Source organism: Pseudomonas sp. zfem002 (assembly GCF_032621685.1).
Taxonomy (GTDB): Bacteria; Pseudomonadota; Gammaproteobacteria; order Pseudomonadales; family Pseudomonadaceae; genus Aquipseudomonas; species Aquipseudomonas japonica.
Genome location: NZ_JAVYJH010000001.1, coordinates 268,566 through 284,464, shown reverse-complemented (window position 1 = coordinate 284,464; position 15,899 = coordinate 268,566). Strand labels below are relative to the sequence as shown.

Genomic DNA, 15,899 nt, shown 5'->3' with positions numbered 1-15,899 from the left:
TACAACCGCGAACTGCCACGCGGACCCTGTGATGCAGGTACTTTGCAACTGATACATATCCACCTCAGCCGACTCGCTTGCCGTCACTGTGGTACAGGTCGGCGAACATGTCGGCCATGGCCTCTTCGCTCGGCTCGTCCTGCATCTGCACACTCACCGCGCGGCTCACCAACTGGTGCCGCCGTGGCAGGTGCAGGTCGTCAGGAATGCGCGGGCCATCGGTGAGATAGGCCACCGGCAATTCGTGACTGATGGCCAGGCTGAGGACTTCGCCCAGGCTGGCGGTTTCATCGAGTTTGGTCAGGATGCAGCCGGCCAGGCCGCAGCGCTTGTAGCTGTGGTAGGCGGCGGTCAGCACCTGCTTCTGGCTGGTGGTGGCCAGGACCAGGTAGTTCTTCGCCTGGATGCCGCGACCGGCCAGGGTTTCCAGTTGCATGCGCAGGGCCGGGTCGCTGGCCTGCAGGCCAGCGGTATCGATCAGCACCACGCGCTTGCGCAGCAGCGGGTCCAGCGCCTGGGCCAGGGACTGGCCGGGATCGACATGGGTCACCGAGACATTGAGGATGCGCCCGAGGGTCTTCAGCTGCTCCTGGGCGCCGATGCGGAAACTGTCCATGCTCACCAGGGCCAGGTTCTGCGCGCCGTACTTGAGCACGTAGCGCGCGGCCAGCTTGGCCAGGGTGGTGGTCTTGCCCATGCCGGCCGGACCGACCATGGCGATCACCCCGCCCTCCTCGATCGGCTCGGCTTCCGGCACATGGATCATCCGCGCCAGGTGCGCCAGCAGCATGCGCCAGGCGTGGCGCGGGTCGACGATGTCCTGGGTGAGGTCGAGCAGGTCGCGCGACAGCGGCCCGGACAGGCCGATGCGCTGCAGGCGACGCCAGAGGTTGGCCTGGTGCGGCTTGGCGCCCTGCAGCTGGTTCCAGGCCAGCGAGCCGAGCTGGACTTCCAGCAGCTCGCGCAGGCCGGACAGCTCGGAGCGCATCGAATCGAACAGGCGCTGGTCGATGGCCGGGGCCGCCGGGGCGGCGACCGGGGCCGGCGCCAGCTCTTCGAGACGGGGCTCGACCAGCGGCTCGGAGGCGGTCAGCGGCAGGCCGGCGAACAGCTGGCGGTTGCCGGTATCGGTGTCGTTGCGGCTGCTCAGCTCGGCCTGGGCGGTGGCGATGCGCGATTCGGTCTTGCGCAGCTCGTCTTCCAGCTCGACGTTGGGCACCCGCGGCGCGAGAGCGGACAGCTTGTAGTCCAGCGCAGCCGTCAGCTCGACACCGCCAGCAATCCGTCGGTTGCCGATGATGGCGGCATCAGCCCCCAGCTCATCGCGAACCAGCTTCATGGCCTGACGCATATCGGCGGCGAAAAAACGCTTAACTTGCATAACCCACTACCTCAGCCGTTGGGGCCCACTGTGGCAACGATGGTGACTTGCTTGTTGTCAGGTATTTCCTGATACGCCAAAACATGCAAATTCGGTACAGCCAGGCGACCGAAGCGCGACAGCATCTGACGGATCGGCCCTGCAACCAGCAGGATGGCCGGCTGACCTTGCATCTCCTGACGCTGGGCAGCCTCGATCAACGAACGCTGAAGCTTTTCAGCCATGCTCGGCTCAAGAAGAACACCGTCTTCCTGACCTTGCCCGGCCCTTTGCAGACTATTGAGCAAAATCTGTTCCAACCTTGGCTCAAGGGTGATCACAGGCAGCTCGGACTCAGTGCCGACAATGCTTTGCACGATGGCGCGACACAATCCGACGCGGACTGCGGCAACCAGGGCGGCGGTATCTTGACTCTTGCTCGCATTGTTGGCGATCGCCTCGGCAATGCTACGGATATCCCTGACGGGAACCTGTTCCGCCAGCAGGGCCTGGAGCACTTTCAGCAGGCCGGAGAGCGACAGCACGCCAGGGACGATCTCCTCGGCCAGTTTCGGCGAGCCCTTGGCCAGCACCGCCAGCAGTTGCTGGACCTCCTCGTGGCCGATCAGCTCGTGGCAGTGCTTGTAGAGAATCTGGTTGAGGTGGGTCGCCACCACGGTACTGGCATCGACCACGGTGTAGCCCAGCGACTGCGCCTGGCTGCGCTGACCGACATCGATCCACACCGCTTCCAGGCCGAACGCCGGGTCGCGCGCGGCGATGCCGTTGAGGGTGCCGAACACCTGGCCCGGGTTGATCGCCATTTCCCGCTCGGGGAAGATTTCCGCCTCGGCCAGGATCACCCCCATCAGGGTCAGGCGGTAGGTGCTCGGCGCCAGGTCGAGGTTGTCGCGGATATGCACAGTAGGCATGAGGAAACCGAGGTCCTGCGACAGCTTCTTGCGCACCCCCTTGATCCGCGCCAGCAATTGCCCGCCCTGGTTGCGGTCCACCAGCGGAATCAGGCGGTAGCCCACTTCCAGGCCGATCATGTCGATCGGGGTGACGTCGTCCCAGCCCAGCTCCTTGGTCTCGGCGCTGCGCTGTGGCGACGGCAGCAGGTCCTGCTGGCGCTGGAGTTCCTGGGCGGCCTTGAGCTTGCCCTGGTTCTGCTTCTTCCACACCAGGTAGGCGCCACCGGCGGCCAGCAGGCCGAGGCTGAGGAAGGCGATGTGCGGCATGCCCGGGACCAGGCCCATGACGATCATCAGCGCCGCGGAGACCGCCAGCGCCTTCGGCGAGTCGAACATCTGCCGGTTGATCTGCTTGCCCATGTCTTCCGAGCCGGACGCCCGGGTGACCATGATCGCCGCCGCGGTGGACAGCAGCAGCGATGGCAGCTGCGCCACCAAACCGTCACCGATGGTCAGCAGGGCGTAGACCCGGCCGGCGTCGCCGAAGGTCATGCCGTGCTGGGCCATGCCGATGGCCATGCCGCCGATCAGGTTGATGAAGAGGATCAGCAGGCCGGCGATGGCGTCACCGCGGACGAACTTGCTGGCACCGTCCATGGAGCCGTAGAACTCGGCTTCCTGGGCCACTTCGGCGCGGCGGGCCTTGGCCTGGTCCTGGTTGATCAGGCCGGCGTTGAGGTCGGCGTCGATGGCCATCTGCTTGCCGGGCATGGCGTCGAGGGTGAAGCGCGCACTCACCTCGGAGATCCGTCCGGCACCCTTGGTCACCACGACGAAGTTGATGATCATGAGGATGGCGAAGACGACGATACCGACCACGTAGTTGCCGCCGATGACCACGTCACCGAAGGCCTGGATCACTTTACCGGCGGCGCCGTGGCCGTCGTGGCCGTGGAGCAGGACCACCCGCGTCGAAGCGACGTTCAGCGCCAGGCGCAACAGCGTGGCCACCAGCAGGATGGTCGGGAAAGCGGCGAAGTCCAGCGGCCGCAGGGCGTACACGCAGACCAGCAGGACCACGATGGACAGGGCGATGTTGAAGGTAAAGAACACGTCGAGCAGGAACGGCGGGATCGGCAACATCATCATTGCCAGCATCACCAGCAGCAGCACCGGCACCCCGATATTGCCCCGGCCGAGGCTGGTCAGGTTGCTGCGCGCGCTATTGATCAACTGAGAGCGATCCACCGGTCTTCCTCTTCAAGCAAACTTTTGACGCCACACGGACGTGTGGCGCTGCCTGTGCAAGAAGCTTTCCAACTTTTCAAACAAGGGATTTGCGCGGGGTTCAAGGGCCTCATCGCAGGCTTCGCCAGCTCCCACAAGGATCGCGTGCACCACGAAACCTGTGGGAGCTGGCGAAGCCTGCGATGGGGCCCTCAAAGCAATGAAGGATCAGGAATCCCGACGCAGATCCGGCGGAATCGGCAGGTCCTTGAGCGGCTCCGGCGCCTTGCCCTTGCCCGCCTGGTACTGGCGAATCTGGTAGACATAGGCCAGCACCTGCGCCACCGCCAGGTACAACCCGGCGGGAATCTCCTCCTCCAGCTCCGTGGAGTAGTAGATCGAGCGCGCCAGCGCCGGCGACTCGAGCAACTGGATATTGTGCTGTACGGCGATCTCGCGAATCTTCAAGGCAATGAAGTCCGTGCCCTTGGCCAGCAGCAACGGCGCCGCGCCCTTCTCCGGGTCGTACTTCAAGGCCACCGCGTAGTGGGTCGGGTTGGTGATGATCACATCGGCCTCGGGCACCGCGGCCATCATCCGCCGCTGCGAGATCTCGCGCTGGACCTGGCGGATACGCTGCTTGACCTCCGGCTTGCCCTCGGTGTCCTTGTATTCGTCGCGCACCTCCTGCTTGGTCATCATCAGCTTCTGCTTGGCCTGGTAGAGCTGGATCGGCACGTCCACCGCAGCGATGATCAGCAGCCCGCACGCCATCCACAAGGCGCTCCAGGCCACCACCTGGACGCTGTGGATGATCGCCTGGTCCAGCGGCTCGTTGGCGATCGCCAGCAGGTCGTCGCGATCGGCCGACAACACCGCCAGGGCCACCAGCAGGATCACGAAGAATTTGGCCAGGGCCTTGAGCAGCTCGGCCAGCGAGTGCATGGAGAACATCCGCTTGATCCCGGCCAACGGGTTCATCCGGCTGAACTTGGGCGCCATGGTGCCCGCGGCGAACAGCCAGCCGCCCAGCGCAATCGGCCCGATCAGCGCGGCCAGCAGCAGCACCAGCAGCACCGGCTGGGTGGCGAGAATGGCCAGCTTGCCCGAGGACAACAGGAAGATGCCCATGTAGCGCTCGTCCATCAGCACGTCCCGCGACAGGCTGAAGTTGCTGCGCATGATCTCCATCAGCGCACCGGCCAGGAAGCCGCCGAAACTCAGCAGGCCGAGCGCCCCGGCGAGCATCACGGCGACGGTGTTGAGCTCCTTGGAACGGGCGATCTCGCCCTTTTCGCGGGCGTCGTTCTTGCGCTTTTCCGTGGGGTCTTCTGTCTTGTCCTGACCGCTTTCGCTCTCTGCCATGCTCAGCGCGCCCGTGCCAGTTCACGCAGCCATTGCAGCGCTTCGGACGCCAACGACTGGTAGTGGGAAAGAATATCGGCCAGGCCGATCCAGAAGATGCCCATGCCCAGCACCAGGGTCATGGGGAAGCCGATGGAGAAGATGTTCAGTTGCGGCGCGGCGCGGGTCATCACGCCGAAGGCGATGTTGATCACCAGCAGCGCGGTGATTGCCGGCAGCACCAGCAGCAGCGCCGCACCCAGCACCCAGCCCAGGCGCCCGGCCAGGTCCCAGAAGTGATTGACCATCAGGCCGCCGCCCACCGGCAAGGTGGTGAAGCTCTCGCTGAGCACCTCGAACACCACCAGGTGGCCGTTCATCGCCAGGAACAGCAAGGTCACCAGCATGGTCAGGAACTGGCTGATCACCGTGGTGTTGACGCCGTTGGCCGGATCGACCATGGAGGCGAAAGCCAGGCCCATCTGGATCGCGACGATCTGCCCGGCAATCACGAACGCCTGGAACAGCAACTGCAGGGACAGGCCGAACAGGGCGCCGATGATGATCTGCTCGCCGACCAGCAGCAGGGCGCTGAGGTCCAGCGCCTCGACCGGCGGCATGGCCGGCAGGCCGGGGGCGATGACCACGGTGATGGCCACGGCGAAATACAGGCGGATGCGCTGCGGTACCAGCGAGGTGCCGAAGACCGGCATGGTCATCAGCACCGCCGCCACGCGAAACAGCGGCAGCATGAAGCTGGCCACCCATGTGGAGATCTGCGTGTCGGTCAGTTCGAGCATGCCGCGCTCAGCCGATCAGCTGCGGGATGCTGCCGTACAACGACAGGATGTACTCCATGAACTTCTGCACCAGCCACGGTCCGGCGACGATCAGGGTGACCAGCATCACCAGCAGGCGCGGCAGGAAGCTCAGGGTCTGTTCGTTGATCTGCGTGGCGGCCTGGAACATCGCCACCAGCAGGCCCACCAGCAGGCTCGGGATCACCAGCACGGCGACCATCAGGGTGGTCAGCCACAGGGCATCGCGGAACAGGTCGACGGCGACTTCTGGGGTCATGTGGGTCTCCCGGGGCTATACGCCGCCGAAACTGCCGGCGAGCGTGCCGATGATCAACGCCCAGCCGTCCACCAGGACGAACAGCATGATCTTGAACGGCAGGGAAATGATCAGCGGCGACAGCATCATCATGCCCATGGCCATCAGCACACTGGCAACCACCAGGTCGATGATCAGGAACGGGATGAAGATCATGAAGCCGATCTGGAACGCGGTCTTCAGCTCCGAGGTGACGAAGGCCGGGACCAGGATGGTCAGCGGCGCCTGGTCGGGCCCGGCGATGTCGGTACGCTTGGACAGGCGCATGAACAGGTCGAGGTCGCTCTGCCGGGTCTGCGCCAGCATGAAGTCCTTCAGCGGCACCTGGGCCTTGTCCAGTGCCTGCTGCGCGTTCAGGGTCTCGGCCAGGTACGGCTGCAGGGCGTCCTTGTTCACCCGGTCGAACACCGGCGCCATGATGAACATCGTCAGGAACAGTGCCAGGCCGATGAGGATCTGGTTCGACGGGGTCTGCTGCAGGCCCAGGGCCTGACGCAGGATCGAGAAGACGATGATGATCCGGGTGAAGCTGGTCATGAGGATGACGAACGCCGGGATGAAGCTCAGCGCGGTCATGATCAGCAGGATCTGCAGGCTGACCGAATACTCCTGCTGGCCGTTCGCCCCGTTGGACAGGGTGATCGCCGGGATCGACAGCGGGTCGGCGGCCAGCGCCAGCGGTGCGGCGAGCAGCAACAGCAGCGTCAACAGTGTTCGCAATGCAGCCATCACGGCTTGTCCTTCTGGTCCTTGCCCAGCAGCTCCATCAGGCGCTGGGCGAATTCCGGCGTGGCCGCGCGGGGGCTGGCCGGCGCCGCGACGGGCTGGGTCATGACATGCAGGGTGGTCAGGCTGCCGGGGGTGTGGCCAATGAGGACCTGTTCGTCGCCGACCTGCACCAGCAGCAGGCGATCACGGGGACCGACCTGGCGACTGCCGACCACCTGGATCACCTGGTTGGCGTTGGGCGCGGCGTTCTGCACGCGGCGCAGCAACCAGGCGAGGAAGAAGATCAGCCCCAGTACCAGCAGCAGGCCGAGGACCAGTTGGGTCAGTTGACCGGCCACGCTGCCGGAGGTGGCCGGCGCCGCCACGCTGGCCGCGGGCGTCGCACCGACCTGCGCCGACAGGGCCAGGGGCAGCCAGCACAGGCTGGCCGCGGCCAGCAGCCGGGAAAGGAAGCGCTTCACTCAGCGCAGCTTCTTGATACGTTCGCTCGGGCTGATCACGTCGGTCAGGCGGATGCCGAACTTCTCGTTGACCACCACCACTTCGCCATGGGCGATCAGCGTGCCGTTGACCAGCACGTCCAGCGGCTCGCCGGCCAGGCGGTCGAGTTCGATCACCGAGCCCTGGTTGAGCTGCAGCAGGTTGCGGATGCTGATTTCGGTGCTGCCCACTTCCATGGAGATGTTCACCGGAATGTCCAGGATCACGTCCAGGTTCGGACCTTCCAGGCTGACCTGGTCGCTGGGCCGCGGCGAGCTGCCGAACTCTTCCATCGGCAGACGATTGGCGCCACCCGAGGAGGCCGAGTTGCCGCCCGCCATCAGCGCATCGATATCGGCCTGGCCGCCATCGCCGGTTTCGCTCAGGGCTGCCGCCCATTCATCGGCCAGGGCCTGCTCTTCCAGGGAAGTAATGTCGTTTTCGTTCGCCATGTTGTCCTCGACGGGCACTCAATTCGGTTAAAGGGTTAGCGGCGCTCGACCGGCGACTGGATCTGCAGGGACAGGGTGCCCTTGTGCGAGCCAAGCCTGGCCTTGAACGCCGGCACGCCGTTGGCGCGCAGGATCAGGTCTTCCGGCAGTTCCACGGGAATCACGTCGCCCGGCTGCATGTGCAGGATGTCGCGCAGCTTGAGCTGGCGGCGGGCCACGGTGGCGCTGAGCGGTACGCTGACGTCCAGCACGTCTTCGCGCAGGGCCTTGACCCAGCGCTCGTCCTGGTCGTCCAGGTCGGACTGGAAACCGGCATCGAGCATTTCCCGCACCGGCTCGATCATCGAGTACGGCATGGTCACGTGCAGGTCGCCGCCGCCGCCGTCGAGTTCGATGTGGAAGGTCGAGACCACCACCGCCTCGCTGGGGCCGACGATGTTGGCCATGGCCGGGTTGACCTCGGAGTTTATGTACTCGAAGTTGACCGGCATGATCGCCTGCCAGGCTTCCTTGAGGTCGACGAAGGCCTGGTCGAGGACCATGCGCACCACGCGCAGCTCGGTCGGGGTGAATTCGCGCCCCTCGATCTTGGCGTGACGGCCGTCGCCGCCGAAGAAGTTGTCCACCAGCTTGAACACCAGCTTGGCGTCGAGGATGAACAGCGAGGTGCCGCGCAGCGGCTTGATCTTCACCAGGTTGAGGCTGGTCGGCACGTACAGCGAGTGCACGTATTCGCCGAACTTCATCACCTGCACCCCGCCCACCGCCACGTCGGCGGAGCGCCGCAGCAGGTTGAACATGCTGACGCGGGTGTAGCGGGCGAAACGCTCGTTGATCATTTCCAGGGTCGGCATGCGACCGCGGACGATGCGATCCTGACTGGTCAGGTCATAGCTCTTGACGCTGCCGGGATCGGCACTGGCTTCGGTTTGCACCAGGCCATCGTCGACGCCGTGCAAGAGGGCATCGATCTCATCCTGGGACAGCAGGTCCTGCACGGCCATCTTCGGCTCCTACTGCAATACGAAATTGGTGAACAGCAACTGGTCGACGACCAGCTTGCCGACTTCCTTCTGCGCCACTTCCTGGACACTGGCGGTGGCCTTCTGACGCAGCATTTCCTGGCCGACCGGGGTCGCCAGCGACTCGAACGCCTGGCCGGAGAAGAGCATGACCAGGTTGTTGCGAATCACCGGCATGTGCACTTTCAGGGCTTCCAGGGCGGCCTGGTCGCGGGCCTGCATGGTGATGCTCACCTGCATGTAGCGCTGGCGGCCGTTCTGGTTGAAGTTGACCACGAAGGCCGGCGACATCGATTCGTAGATGGCCGGTTGCTTGACGTTGGCGGCCGCCACCGCGGGCTCGGCCGCCGGCTTGCTGTCGGACTTGTGCAGGAAAAACCAGGTCGCGCCCACCGACAGGCCGATGGCCAGCAACAGGGCCAGCACCAACAGCAGGATCAGCTTGAGTTTGCCTTTAACGGCGGGGTCTTTGACTGCTTCGCTCTTCGCCATGCCAATAATCCGTCACTCACAGGAGGTTTGTTCCACTATGGCGAGTGGGCGAGCAAGTGTTATGCCAGTTCTTGCACGGACTTCCGTAGGAGCTGGCTTGCCTGCGAAAGGACCGCAAAGCGGTCCCTGGGTCGTGTTGGCGGAACCCGTTGGGACCGCTGCGCGCTCCTTTCGCAGTGGTTCGTCACACGACAAGCCAGCTCCTACGGAGTCCGCGGATCAGACCACGTAGTCGACCGTGCTGTTGCCAATGACGGTTTCCACCGCAGCGGCAGCGGCGATATCGCCCTCCCCGCCCTCGGCGTTGCGCCGTCCGGCAACGCCGCTCATCTTCGGCGTGTCATCCTGGTTGCCGTTGTGCTGCTGGCGCGACTGGTCGGCGACGTTCACGTCCGGCTGCGCCAAGCCCTGCTGGCTGAACAGCTCGCGCAGGCGCGGCACCTGGCTTTCGAGGCTGTCGCGCACGCCGGCATGGCCGCTGGCGAAGGTGATCTGCGTGGCGTCGGCACTCATGTTCACGCGGATATCGAGGCGCCCCAGCTCCTTCGGTTCCAGCTGGATATCGGCGGACTTGAGGTTCTGGCTGGACAGGTACATGACCCGGTTGACCAGGCCTTCGCTCCAGCCGCTCTGGTTCATCGCCAGCGGCTGGTGCAGCGGCGCGGGCGCCACGGCATTGGCAGTCTTGGCGGTGACGGCCTGGGTCAGGTTGGCGAGGCGGTTGGCGAAGTCGTCGACACGGGTATCGCTGCCGGCGCGCTTGGTGTCCTTGAGACCGTCGTCGATCAGGCTGGCGAAGGCCTTGTCGCCGCCTTCGCTCTGTCCGGCCTCGGCCTCGGCGCCTTCGAGCATCTGCGCCAGTGGATTGACAGCGGGCTGCTGGCCCTGCGCGGTGTCCGTGGTGGAAGCCTTGGCATGAGTGGAGGTGGCGCCCTGGGCCTGGGCGTTCTGTTCCAGGGCCAGGCGCAGCACCGGCAGATCGGCCAGCGGGTCGCTGTCCGGGTCGAAGGCCTGTTCCTCGCTGGCCGGCGGCGTCACCAGCGCTGCCTGCTGGCTGGCGGCCTGGAGCACCGGCGCCACCGCTTCGGCCTGGGCCTGGAGCAGTTGTGCGCCCTCTGGCGCGTCGGTCAATTGCCCCGCGACCAGATTGGCATCGAGGGACTGGCTGTCGGCATCGGCAGTGGCACTGTCGCCGCCCTGATCGGCGTCCGTCGCCTGGACATCGCGCTCGTCAGGCAAATCATTGCCGCCATCGGCAACCTTGCCGCCTTCCGGGCCATCGGCCTTGCCGTTGTTTGCCGCCGGTTTGTCGACTCCGTCACGCTCCCGCGCCGGCGCCTCGATCTTGTTGTCGGCCTTGTCCCGGGAATGCTGCGCATACACCCGGGAAAAGTCCGAACCCTTGTCGTTGAGGCTCTGCTGGGCTTTGTCCAGGGCGCTGTTCTGGGTGCGCGCGGTCTTCGCGGCAACGCCGGATTGCAGCAAGGTGTTTGATGCGACGGGCATGAAAAAGGTCTCCGCTACAGAAGCTCGTCATCACGAATAGCGAAGCCTACGCAAAAGTCGCGCCAGGTTGCGCCTGGCGCGCTGGGGAAAGATGCCTCAACCGACCAACACCCGCTCGCGCTCGGCGCGGTAGAGCTGTTTCACCACGGAGTACTCACGGTCGATCTGGTTGATGAGGTGCTCGATGCCGCAGGGAGGTCCCTGCTTGAGTTGCTCCTCCACCTGCCGGCACAGCTCGGCCAGGCCGAGCGCACCCATGTTGCTGCTGCTGCCCTTGAAGCTATGCGCCACCAATCTCAGTTCTTCGACGGTCCGGGCCTTGTAGAGCTGGCGCAGGCGGTCTTCGGAATCCTTGAGGAAGGTTTCCAGCAGGTTCAGGTACTCGCCTTCCATGACTTCCTGAAGGTCACTCAACACCTTGCGGTCAATATGAATATCGGACACGTGTTCACTCCTTGATCAAGGCGGATTATGCCAGAGCGCCCCAGGCAAACTCCACGCGCGCCCGGCGTCCACCGTCAGTCCATTCGGCATGCCGGCTCAAGCGGCGTACCAGGTTCAGGCCGCGTCCGCACAGGCGCTGCTCGACAAGCGGCGGTGCCTGTACCTTACTCACATCGAAGCCATGACCGCTGTCTTCGACTTCAATAATGAGACGCCCGCCTCCTTCCCGAGGTTCCACCTGCAGGTGAAGACGGATATGGCCACTGTCCAGCGCCAGCAGGCGCCGGTTGCGTTCTTCATAATAGGCGGCAAAACCGTGGGCATCACGCTTGAGCGCCGAGTCCAGGCCAAGTACGCCATGCTCCAGGGCGTTGGCATAGAGTTCATTGAGCACGCTGTACAAGGCCCCGCTCTGCGCGCGCAGGCCATGCACCTCCTGCAGCAGCTGCATCAACCAGGGCAGCGGGTTGAAGCGTTTGAGCGTCCGTGCGCGAAACTCGAACGACGCCGACCAGTCCAGCGGACTCGACTGGCCGCTGTCGGAATACACCAGCGGCGGCGGCGCCAGGTGATCCGGGGGCACCACGGTGACTTCCAGCATGCTCACGTCATCCCGCGAGCGCCCACGAAAGCGCTCCAGGGCCGCCAGTACGTCCTCGAACAGGTTTTCCGGCTGGCGATTGTCGGCGAATACCTGCTGCAGCCGAGCGACCCCGAACAACTGCTCGTGGTCGTCACAGGTCTCCACCACCCCGTCGGACAACAGGAACAGGCGATCGCCCAGCGCCAGCGGCAGGACCTCGGTACTCTCGTCGAACTGCGCGGGCGGCAACACCCCCAGGGGCAGGTGCCGGGACACCATGGGAACCGGATCGCCGCCAGCGACGGGCAGCAAGTAGCCATCGGGCATGCCGCCGTTCCACACCTCGACCACGCGCCGCTCGAAACTCAGGTTGAGCAGCAGCGCGCAGCAGAACATGTCGACCGGCAGGATGCGCTTGAGCTTGGCATTCATCTCGCGCAGGGTTTCAGTCAGGCCGTAGCCCTTGGCAGTCATGCCGTAGAACACCTCGGCCAGCGGCATGGCCCCCACCGCTGCCGGCAGGCCATGGCCGGTGAAATCACCGAGCAGCACATGCATCTCGCCGGTGGGGGTGAACGCGGCCAGCAGCAGATCGCCATTGAACAGCGCATAGGGCGACTGCAGGTAACGGATGTTCGAAGCGCTCAGGCAGCCACCATGCGCCACCTGGTCGAACACCGCCTTGGCCACCCGTTGCTCGTTGAGCAGGTGATCGTGGTGCCGGGCGATTTCGTTGCGCTGCTCCAGCACCGTGGCCTGCAGACGGCGCAGGCGGTCCATGGCGCGGATCTTCGCCGCCAGCACCGCCGGGCTGTAGGGTTTGGCGAGAAAATCGTCGCCGCCCGCCTCCAGGCAGCGCACCAGCGCCTCGTCTTCGGTCAGGGAGGTGAGGAAGATGATCGGCACCAGCTCCTCGCCCGCCAGCGCCTTGATCCGTCGCGCCGCCTCGAAGCCATCCATCACCGGCATCACCGCATCGAGCAGGACCAGCTGCGGGCGCTGCTCGGCGAACAGCGCCACCGCCAGCTTGCCGTTCTCGGCGGTCAGCACGCGGTGGCCCTGCTTGCGCACGATGGTCGCCAGGAGCAGACGGTCTGTCGCACCGTCCTCGACGATCAGGACCGTCAGGGCTCGCGGGTCGTTCATGAGATCACTCAACTGATTTCGAAGAGTTTTTCGAAATTGGAGATCGCCAGGATCTTGCGCACGTCGGAATTGGTGTTGATCACGCTGATCTGCGCCTGATCGCCACCGGCGTGGTCACGCAACAGCAGCAACATGCCCAGCGCCGAGCTGTCCATGTAGGTCGCGTCTTTCAAGTCGATCACCACGGAATCGGGACGGTTCCTGCGTTCGTAGGACTCGCGGAATTCCTGATGCTTGCCGAAGTCGAAACGACCCTTGATCCGGATCGTCAGCTTTTTCCCATCCTGAGAAACTTCTGTATCAACGGCCATGTTAGCGCTTCCTTCGAAGATCGCGGGGGCGGATCCTACAGGTGTAGCAGTCGGCCAGCAGACCGGCAAGGCACGCCGACCGGCGCTCGATACTCAGAACTGATGATGACGCGGCAGGCGCTGGGACAGCTCGTCGAGCAGCTTCTGCTCGCGTTTGTCTTCGAGCAGGCGGGCCTCCTCGATGTAGCGCTGCACCAGCTTGCGCAGGCCCTCGACCCGGGCATAGGCCTGCTGCCAGGTGCCACGAGCGCTGTCGAGGTTGTTCTGGTGCCAGGTCAGGCTCTGGTGCTGCTGGGCCACCGCGGTATCGAGCTGGCCGAGAAAACGCTGGAAGCCCACCAGCCATTTGCCCGACACCCCCTGGCTGCCGCGCTGCATCCACTGCTGCTGGTAATCGGCGCGAAACTGGTCGAGCTCGGCGAGCTTGGCCTGGGCCAGGTTGACCTGCTGCTGGAAGTGACCGAGACGCTGCGCGGCCTTGCGCTCGGCATCCTCGGCCATCTCCACCACCGGGGCCAGGCGGGCGGCGCGACTGAGCTGGGCCATGGTCTATCAGCCCGGCGCGACAGGGGCGAAGACCCCCGCCAACTGCTCGCGGCTCTGCTCCTGGCTGACGTTGTCGTTCAGCCCCTGGCGCAGGAATCCAACGAGTCGCGGTTGCAGGGCAATGGCCAGGTCGGTTTCCTTGTCACCGCCGGCGACGTAGGCCCCCACGCTGATCAGGTCGCGGCTCTGCGACAGGCGCGACCACAGTTGCTTGAACTGCTGGGCCTGGGTCATCTGCTCGGGCGTGACCACCTGCGGCATGACCCGGCTGATGGACGCCTCGATGTCGATGGCCGGGTAATGCCCTTCCTCGGCCAGGCGCCGCGACAGGACGATGTGGCCGTCGAGCACGCCGCGCGCCGAGTCAGCGATCGGGTCCTGCTGGTCGTCGCCCTCGGAGAGCACGGTATAGAACGCGGTGATCGAGCCCCCGCCCGCCTCGCCATTACCGGCACGTTCCACCAGCTTGGGCAGCCTGGCGAACACCGAAGGCGGATACCCCTTGGTCGCCGGCGGCTCGCCGATGGCCAGGGCGATTTCCCGCTGGGCCTGGGCGAAACGGGTCAGCGAGTCCATCAGCAGCAGGACGTTCTTGCCCTTGTCGCGGAAATACTCGGCGATCCGCGTGCAGTACATCGCCGCGCGCAGACGCATCAGCGGCGCGTCGTCCGCCGGCGAAGCGACCACCACCGAGCGCTTGAGGCCTTCGCTGCCGAGAATGTGCTCGATGAATTCCTTCACCTCGCGCCCCCGTTCGCCGATCAGCCCGACCACGATGATGTCGGCCTCGGTGAAGCGGGTCATCATGCCCAGCAACACCGACTTGCCCACACCGGTACCGGCGAACAGGCCGAGACGCTGGCCGCGCCCCACGGTGAGCAGGCCGTTGATGCTGCGGATGCCGACGTCCAGCGGCTGGCTGATGGGGTCGCGATTCAGCGGGTTGATCGTCGGACCGTCCATCGGCACCCAGTCCTCGGCCTTCATCCCGCCCTTGCCGTCCAGCGCGCGACCGGCGCCGTCCAGCACCCGGCCGAGCATGCTCATGCCCATGGGCAGGCGGCCGCTGTCATCCAGCGGCACCACGCGCGCGCCCGGGGCGATGCCGGCAACGCTGCCGACCGGCATGAGGAAGACCTTGCCACCCGAGAAACCCATGACTTCGGCTTCGACCTCGACCGGGTGATAACTGTCGTCGTTGATCACCTTGCAGCGACTGCCGACGGCGGCGCGCAGGCCTTCGGCCTCGAGGGTGAGGCCGACCATGCGCAGCAGGCGCCCTTCCACCACGGGCTGGCCCGGCAGGCGCACGGCTTCGGCGTAGCTGCCCAGGCGCTTGGCGAAACTGGTGCGGTCAAGGTGCATCGCTGGTTTCCGCTTCCTCGACCGCGACAGCCTGCTTGTCCTGCAGGTCGACATGCAGGTCCGGCGTCGCCGGGTGCAGGCTCTGGTCGTGCAACTGGTCGAACAGTTGCTGGATGGCTTTCTCGGTACGGGTTTCCACGGTCGCATCGATACGGCTGTGGGCCGTTTCGATCCAGCAGCCACCCGGCTGCAGGCTGTCATCTTCGAGCAGGCGCCAGTTTTCCTCGTGGCGTTCGCGCAGGGCCTTGGCCAGGGCGAAATCCTGGGGATTGATGTGGATGCGGATGTTTTCGGCGCCCATGGGCAGCAGCTTGAGGGCTTCACGCAGGACATGGGTGATCTGGCTGGAGTCGGTCTTCAGCTCGCGACCGATCACCTCCCGGGCGATGTGGCTGACCAGGTGCACCAGTTGCTTCTCGATCTGCGCGTCCTGCTCGGCGATGGGCTCGAGCAGATGGCCCATCAACTGCTCCAGGCTTTCCAGGCGGGCACTCAGGGCCACCTCGGCTTCCTGGCGGACCTTGAGCTGGGTGCTGTGGAAACCTTCGCGCTCGCCGGTGGCGAAGCCTTCGTTGTAGGCCTCCTGGCGAATGCTCTCGAGCTCTTCGAGGGTCAGCGGCTGGACTTCCTCCAGCGGCACTTCCTCGACGGTCTCCTCGGGTTCCGGCTCAGGCTCCGGCTCGGGTTCGGGTTCCGGGTCGAAACTGGGCAGCGCCCAGCGGTCGAATCCCTCGAGGTCGCGGGCGCGGATCAGTTCACTCAAATGCTCGTTGGTCGACATGATTCCATGCGCTCAAAAGTCGGGTTGCGGATGATCGGGCCCAGGCTGTCCCGCACCGCGGGCTGCCTGGCCAAGCCTGGC

17 protein-coding genes are annotated in these 15,899 nt (G+C 65.2%); all 17 read right to left on the bottom strand.

Features of this window, described 5'->3' with window-relative positions:
* Positions 1-64: 64 nt before the first annotated feature.
* The 17 genes from flhF to fliH all read right to left on the bottom strand — a co-directional run bounded on the left by flhF (position 65) and on the right by fliH (position 15,818).
* On the bottom strand, positions 65-1,381 hold the full coding sequence (flhF, locus tag RTI28_RS01245; protein ID WP_316918763.1) for a flagellar biosynthesis protein FlhF: 1,317 nt from the start codon (positions 1,379-1,381) through the stop codon (positions 65-67).
* A gap of 11 nt (positions 1,382-1,392) precedes the next feature.
* Positions 1,393-3,522 (bottom strand): flagellar biosynthesis protein FlhA, encoded by a 2,130-nt coding sequence (gene flhA / locus RTI28_RS01240; RefSeq protein WP_316918762.1) that lies wholly within the window; start codon positions 3,520-3,522, stop codon positions 1,393-1,395.
* Between the two features lie 207 nt (positions 3,523-3,729).
* A complete protein-coding gene (gene flhB / locus RTI28_RS01235) occupies positions 3,730-4,866 on the bottom strand; it encodes a flagellar biosynthesis protein FlhB (RefSeq protein ID WP_316918761.1) in 1,137 nt (378 codons plus the stop codon).
* 2 nt (positions 4,867-4,868) lie between these two features.
* Positions 4,869-5,645, bottom strand: coding sequence for a flagellar biosynthetic protein FliR (gene fliR, locus RTI28_RS01230; protein WP_316918760.1), 777 nt, complete (start codon positions 5,643-5,645; stop codon positions 4,869-4,871).
* A 7-nt stretch (positions 5,646-5,652) separates the two neighbouring features.
* A complete protein-coding gene (gene fliQ / locus RTI28_RS01225) occupies positions 5,653-5,922 on the bottom strand; it encodes a flagellar biosynthesis protein FliQ (RefSeq protein WP_042124652.1) in 270 nt (89 codons plus the stop codon).
* 15 nt (positions 5,923-5,937) lie between these two features.
* Positions 5,938-6,690: a flagellar type III secretion system pore protein FliP gene (gene fliP, locus RTI28_RS01220; RefSeq protein WP_042124650.1), complete on the bottom strand. Its 753-nt coding sequence runs from the start codon at positions 6,688-6,690 to the stop codon at positions 5,938-5,940.
* The gene (gene fliO, locus RTI28_RS01215; protein ID WP_316918759.1) at positions 6,690-7,151 is read right to left on the bottom strand and encodes a flagellar biosynthetic protein FliO; all 462 of its coding nucleotides are present in this window, start codon (positions 7,149-7,151) and stop codon (positions 6,690-6,692) included. The genes fliP and fliO overlap by 1 nt, the downstream gene beginning before the upstream one ends.
* Positions 7,152-7,622, bottom strand: a complete 471-nt coding sequence (gene fliN / locus RTI28_RS01210) for a flagellar motor switch protein FliN (RefSeq protein WP_316918758.1) — start codon at positions 7,620-7,622, stop codon at positions 7,152-7,154. It abuts the gene before it with no gap.
* A gap of 35 nt (positions 7,623-7,657) precedes the next feature.
* Positions 7,658-8,626 (bottom strand): flagellar motor switch protein FliM, encoded by a 969-nt coding sequence (gene fliM / locus RTI28_RS01205; RefSeq protein WP_042124642.1) that lies wholly within the window; start codon positions 8,624-8,626, stop codon positions 7,658-7,660.
* Positions 8,627-8,635: 9 nt separating this feature from the next.
* A complete protein-coding gene (gene fliL, locus RTI28_RS01200; protein ID WP_316918757.1) occupies positions 8,636-9,136 on the bottom strand; it encodes a flagellar basal body-associated protein FliL in 501 nt (166 codons plus the stop codon).
* A 219-nt stretch (positions 9,137-9,355) separates the two neighbouring features.
* Positions 9,356-10,642, bottom strand: a complete 1,287-nt coding sequence (locus RTI28_RS01195) for a flagellar hook-length control protein FliK (protein ID WP_316918756.1) — start codon at positions 10,640-10,642, stop codon at positions 9,356-9,358.
* A gap of 96 nt (positions 10,643-10,738) precedes the next feature.
* Positions 10,739-11,086, bottom strand: coding sequence for an Hpt domain-containing protein (locus RTI28_RS01190; RefSeq protein WP_316918755.1), 348 nt, complete (start codon positions 11,084-11,086; stop codon positions 10,739-10,741).
* A gap of 25 nt (positions 11,087-11,111) precedes the next feature.
* Positions 11,112-12,815, bottom strand: a complete 1,704-nt coding sequence (locus RTI28_RS01185) for a fused response regulator/phosphatase (RefSeq protein ID WP_316918754.1) — start codon at positions 12,813-12,815, stop codon at positions 11,112-11,114.
* Between the two features lie 8 nt (positions 12,816-12,823).
* Positions 12,824-13,126 carry an STAS domain-containing protein gene (locus RTI28_RS01180; RefSeq protein WP_316918753.1) on the bottom strand — a complete coding sequence of 101 codons (303 nt, stop codon included), beginning with the start codon at positions 13,124-13,126 and terminating at the stop codon, positions 12,824-12,826.
* Positions 13,127-13,219: 93 nt separating this feature from the next.
* The gene (gene fliJ / locus RTI28_RS01175; protein WP_316918752.1) at positions 13,220-13,672 is read right to left on the bottom strand and encodes a flagellar export protein FliJ; all 453 of its coding nucleotides are present in this window, start codon (positions 13,670-13,672) and stop codon (positions 13,220-13,222) included.
* 6 nt (positions 13,673-13,678) lie between these two features.
* Complete coding sequence (gene fliI / locus RTI28_RS01170; protein WP_316918751.1) at positions 13,679-15,037, bottom strand: flagellar protein export ATPase FliI; 1,359 nt, start codon at positions 15,035-15,037, stop codon at positions 13,679-13,681.
* Positions 15,027-15,818, bottom strand: coding sequence for a flagellar assembly protein FliH (gene fliH / locus RTI28_RS01165; protein ID WP_316918750.1), 792 nt, complete (start codon positions 15,816-15,818; stop codon positions 15,027-15,029). The genes fliI and fliH overlap by 11 nt, the downstream gene beginning before the upstream one ends.
* Positions 15,819-15,899 lie beyond the last annotated feature (81 nt).

Coding starts and splice junctions, on each gene's coding strand:
- RTI28_RS01195 (WP_316918756.1), bottom strand. CDS start 10,642: ATGCCCGTCGCATCAAACACCTTGCTGCAATCCGGCGTTGCCGCGAAG.
- fliM (WP_042124642.1), bottom strand. CDS start 8,626: ATGGCCGTGCAGGACCTGCTGTCCCAGGATGAGATCGATGCCCTCTTG.
- fliH (WP_316918750.1), bottom strand. CDS start 15,818: ATGTCGACCAACGAGCATTTGAGTGAACTGATCCGCGCCCGCGACCTC.
- fliN (WP_316918758.1), bottom strand. CDS start 7,622: ATGGCGAACGAAAACGACATTACTTCCCTGGAAGAGCAGGCCCTGGCC.
- fliL (WP_316918757.1), bottom strand. CDS start 9,136: ATGGCGAAGAGCGAAGCAGTCAAAGACCCCGCCGTTAAAGGCAAACTC.
- fliP (WP_042124650.1), bottom strand. CDS start 6,690: ATGGCTGCATTGCGAACACTGTTGACGCTGCTGTTGCTGCTCGCCGCA.
- fliR (WP_316918760.1), bottom strand. CDS start 5,645: ATGCTCGAACTGACCGACACGCAGATCTCCACATGGGTGGCCAGCTTC.
- fliQ (WP_042124652.1), bottom strand. CDS start 5,922: ATGACCCCAGAAGTCGCCGTCGACCTGTTCCGCGATGCCCTGTGGCTG.
- RTI28_RS01185 (WP_316918754.1), bottom strand. CDS start 12,815: ATGAACGACCCGCGAGCCCTGACGGTCCTGATCGTCGAGGACGGTGCG.
- fliJ (WP_316918752.1), bottom strand. CDS start 13,672: ATGGCCCAGCTCAGTCGCGCCGCCCGCCTGGCCCCGGTGGTGGAGATG.
- fliI (WP_316918751.1), bottom strand. CDS start 15,037: ATGCACCTTGACCGCACCAGTTTCGCCAAGCGCCTGGGCAGCTACGCC.
- flhB (WP_316918761.1), bottom strand. CDS start 4,866: ATGGCAGAGAGCGAAAGCGGTCAGGACAAGACAGAAGACCCCACGGAA.
- RTI28_RS01180 (WP_316918753.1), bottom strand. CDS start 13,126: ATGGCCGTTGATACAGAAGTTTCTCAGGATGGGAAAAAGCTGACGATC.
- flhF (WP_316918763.1), bottom strand. CDS start 1,381: ATGCAAGTTAAGCGTTTTTTCGCCGCCGATATGCGTCAGGCCATGAAG.